Annotated in this window: 1 protein-coding gene and 1 pseudogene; one reads left to right on the top strand and one right to left on the bottom strand. The window is 62.1% G+C overall.

The window, feature by feature from the left end:
• A pseudogene (locus JQ611_RS42340) lies at nt 1–260 on the bottom strand (hypothetical protein); the annotation flags it as partial.
• Between JQ611_RS42340 and JQ611_RS41495 the strand changes: the two are divergent.
• A partial coding sequence (locus JQ611_RS41495) for a mandelate racemase/muconate lactonizing enzyme family protein (protein WP_212468853.1) occupies nt 241–1,033 on the top strand: 793 nt, incomplete at its 3' end. The pseudogene JQ611_RS42340 and the gene JQ611_RS41495 sit on opposite strands and share 20 nt — an antisense overlap.

The following is a 1,033-nucleotide window of genomic DNA, read 5'->3' as shown; positions in this document are numbered from 1 at the left end:
GCCGCAACCTGATGCGGCGACGGGATCAGGGAAACATTGACGAATCCGCTCCAGCGCACGGCGTACCACAACAGGATTGCGCCGACCCACGGCGCAAGTCCTAGTAAAAAGCGTCTTGCGACACTTCCGTTCATTTTGAGGCTTCCGGCTGCAATTGCAGTTGATGTAAGGTAGGTCATATTATAAATAGGATGACCATACAAGAGGCGGCGACGTTGCGCCGTGCTCCGGGTTCTTGAAATGACATCGCCGAACTTCACAGTCCGTAGCGTCCAGGCGTTTTGCTATCGCTATCCGCTGTCGACGCCGGTCGTCACCTCGTTCGGCCGAATGCTGAACCGGCCGGCGGTGTTCGTGCGTCTGGAAGACACCGACGGGAATGTGGGCTGGGGAGAGGTGTGGTCGAACTTTCCATCGACCGGCGCCGAACATCGCACGCGACTTGTGAATGAGGTGTTGGCTCCCGCGGTCGCGGGATTTGCGGTCGGGGAGCCGTCGCAGGTATTCGAGAAAGTCACACAGGGTACAAGCGTGCTCGCCCTGCAATGCGGGGAGCCTGGACCATTCGCACAGGCGATCGCGGGCATCGACCTCGCCATATGGGATCTCCATGCACGGCGCCGAAAGACAGCGCTATGGAAGCTCCTCGGCGGCGCCCGCCAAACGATCAGGGTCTATGCCAGCGGCATCAATCCGACCGGTTCGCGGCAGATAGCGGAAGCAGCGCTGGCTCGCGGACATCGCGCGCTAAAATTGAAGGTTGGCTTCGAGCCGGGGGCCGACCGCGCCAACCTCGCATCGCTTCGCGACCTCGTCGGCAACGGCATGCTGGCCGCCGATGCCAATCAGGGCTGGTCGATCGACCAGGCACTGGAGATCGTGCCCGGGTTGGCCGAGTTCAATCTCGCCTGGCTGGAGGAGCCGATCCGTGCCGACCGGCCATGGAAGGAGTGGCGGGCCTTAGGGAAGGGCGCGGGCGTACCGCTCGCCGCGGGCGAAAATATCGCGAGCCGTGACGGATTCAAGCAGGCTA

The organism is Bradyrhizobium sp. AUGA SZCCT0182 (assembly GCF_018130185.1).
In the GTDB taxonomy this organism is placed as follows: domain Bacteria; phylum Pseudomonadota; class Alphaproteobacteria; order Rhizobiales; family Xanthobacteraceae; genus Bradyrhizobium.
Note: the sequence above shows the minus strand (reverse complement) of the source record. Positions and strands in the feature narration are given on the sequence as shown.